Consider the following 2919-nt stretch of genomic DNA (forward strand, 5'->3'; position numbering starts at 1 on the left):
ACCGCGGGCGTCTTCGGCTCCGCGGGCCAGGCGAACTACGCCGCGTCCAACACCTGGGTGGACGCCCTCGCACAGCACCGCCGGGCGAAGGGCCTGCCGGCGCTGTCCCTGGCCTGGGGCCTGTGGGCGGAACGCACCGGCATGACCGGCCACCTGAACCAGGCGGACCTGTCCCGCATGACCCGCGGCGGCCTGGTGCCCTTCTCCTCGACGGAGGGCCTGGCACTCCTCGACGCGGCGGGCGGCCTGGCGGAAGCCGTGGTCATACCCGCCCGCCTGGACACCGTGGCGCTCACCGAGCAGGCCGCGCAGGGCGCCACCCCGCCGCCGGCCGTGCTGCGCGGCCTGGTGCGCCGCCCGGCACCGGCCCGGCGCGCACTCGTCCGGGAACAGCGGCACTCCGACGAGCCGACGCTCGCGCAGCGCCTGACCGGGCTCTCCCCGGCGGAGCGGCGGCGGACGCTGCTGCGGCTGGTCCAGGAGCACGGCGCCACCGTGCTCGGGCACGGCTCGGCCGTGTCCGTCGTGGCCGACCGCGGCTTCCTGGAGCTCGGCTTCGACTCCCTCACCGCCGTGGAACTGCGCAACCGGCTCAACGCGGCCACCGGCCTGCGGCTGCCGGCCACGCTGATCTTCGACTACCCGACCCCGGAGGCCCTCGCCGGACACCTGGACGAGGAGATCGCGCCCGCCGCGGACGCCTCGGTCCCGGCCGCGGACACCGCCGCCCTGGCCGCCGAACTCGACCGCCTGGAAGCCGCGTTGCACGGCGCCGCCGGCACCGGCACCGCGACACGCGAACTGGTCAGCGGTCGTCTCCGGCAGCTCCTGTCCACCGTGTCCGCCTGGGGCGACGGGACGGAAGGAGCCGCGGAACCGGCCCAGCCCCCGGCGGCCCCCGGCGAACCGTCCCCGCCCGGCCCGGACGCCGTCGCCGAACACCTGGAGAGCGCCGAGGCGGACGAACTGTTCGCCTTCATCGACCAGGAGTTCGGCTCGTCGGAAGGGTTCGGGTCCGCATGATCACTCCCCTGAACGCCCACGCCGACTCGTCCGCCGCACCCGCGGATCCGTACCGCCTCGTGAGCCCGCCGGGTTCCGCCCTGTCCTTCTCCCCGAACGCCCAGCTTCCCGAGCTCGTGAGGTCCTGATGTCGGAACAAGAAAAGCTCCTCGGTTACCTCCGTCGGGTCACCGCAGACCTGCATCAGACCCGCAGCCGGTTGCAGGAAGTGGAAGCCGCGGCCCACGAGCCGATCGCCATCGTCGGCATGGGCTGCCGCTTTCCGGGCAGCGTGCGCACCCCCGAGGACCTGTGGCGGCTGGTGTCCGGCGAGGAGGACGCCATCACGCCGTTCCCCACCGACCGCGGCTGGGACATCGACGCCGTGTACGACCCCGACCCCGACCGGCCGGGCACCACGTACGCCCGCGAGGGCGGCTTCCTCCACGAGGCCGGCGACTTCGACGCCGACTTCTTCGGCATCTCGCCCCGCGAGGCCACCGCGATGGACCCGCAGCAGCGGCTGCTGCTGGAGACCGCCTGGGAGGCGATCGAGCGCGCCGGCATCGACCCCGCCACGCTCAAGGGAAGCCAGGCCGGCGTCTTCGCGGGCGCCGTCGCCCCCGACTACGGCCCCCGCGTCCACGAAGCCCCCGAAGGCGTCGAAGGCCACCTCGTGACCGGCAGCGCCATCAGCGTGGTGTCCGGGCGCGTCGCCTACACCCTCGGCCTGGAGGGCCCCGCCGTCACGGTGGACACGGCCTGCTCCTCCTCCCTGGTCGCCCTGCACCTCGCCGCGCAGTCCCTGCGCCGAGGCGAGTGCTCCCTCGCCCTGGCCGGCGGCGTCACGGTCATGGCCACCCCGGGCACCTTCACCGGCTTCAGCCGCCAGCGCGGACTCGCCGGAGACGGCCGCTGCAAGCCCTTCGCCGCCGCGGCGGACGGCTTCGGCCCCGCCGAAGGCGCCGGCATGCTCCTCCTGGAACGTCTGTCCGACGCCCGCCGCAACGGCCACCCCGTGCTGGCCGTCGTCCGCGGTACGGCCATCAACCAGGACGGCGCCAGCAGCGGACTGTCCGCCCCCAACGGCCCTTCCCAGCAGCGAGTGATCCGGGCCGCCCTCGCGGACGCCGGACTCACGGCCGCCCAGGTCACCGCCGTGGAGGCACACGGCACCGGCACGAAGCTCGGCGACCCCATCGAGGCCCAGGCGCTCCTCGCGACGTACGGCCGCGAACACACCGCCGACAAGCCGCTGTTCCTCGGCTCCGTGAAGTCCAACATCGGACACACACAGGCGGCCGCGGGCGTGGCCGGTCTGATGAAGATGGTCCTGGCCCTGCGGCACGGCACCCTGCCCCGCACGCTGCACGTCGACGAGCCCTCCCCGCACGTCGACTGGTCCTCCGGCACCGTCGCCCTGCTCACCGAGGCCACGCCGTGGCCGGAGGGCGAGGAGCCCCGCCGGTTCGGTGTGTCCTCCTTCGGCATCAGCGGCACCAACGCCCACGCCATCGTCGAAGAGGCCCCCGCCCCGCAGGCCGACGCCGACCAGGAAGACCCGGACACGCTCCCGGACGCCACCCCGGACTCCGCCCGGGCGCCGATGGCCCTGCCGGCCGTTCCCTGGGTGCTGTCGGCGAAGTCCGCGACGGCCCTGCGCGCCCAGGCGACAAGCCTTCTGGAACACCTCGGTGCCCACCCCGAGGCGACCGGCCTCGACACCGGCCTGTCGCTCGCCACCACGCGAACCGCCTTCGACCACCGCGCGGTCGTCCTGGCCCCCGACCCCACGGCGGCGGCACGAGAACTCCAGGCGTACCTCGACGGCCGAGGCACCACCGCCCTCGTCGAGGGCACCGTCCGGCACGGCATCGGCGTCGCCTTCGTGTTCCCGGGGCAGGGGTCGCAGTGGGC

The 2919-nt window shown here is 74.7% G+C and carries 3 protein-coding genes; all 3 read left to right on the forward strand.

What is annotated here, in order from left to right; genetic code table 11:
* On the forward strand, positions 1 to 1023 hold a 1023-nt coding region (locus GTW67_RS22845; protein ID WP_161166682.1), incomplete at its 5' end, for a KR domain-containing protein.
* Entirely contained in the window at positions 1020 to 1151 is a 132-nt protein-coding gene (locus tag GTW67_RS38210; protein ID WP_272920528.1) for a hypothetical protein, read from the forward strand. The genes GTW67_RS22845 and GTW67_RS38210, both read left to right, overlap by 4 nt.
* Positions 1151 to 2919 (forward strand): type I polyketide synthase (locus GTW67_RS22850; protein ID WP_202437575.1); only part of this gene is annotated, 1769 nt, incomplete at its 3' end. The genes GTW67_RS38210 and GTW67_RS22850, both read left to right, overlap by 1 nt.

The sequence above is a fragment of the Streptomyces sp. SID5910 genome, from assembly GCF_009862125.1.
Taxonomy (GTDB): Bacteria; Actinomycetota; Actinomycetes; order Streptomycetales; family Streptomycetaceae; genus Streptomyces.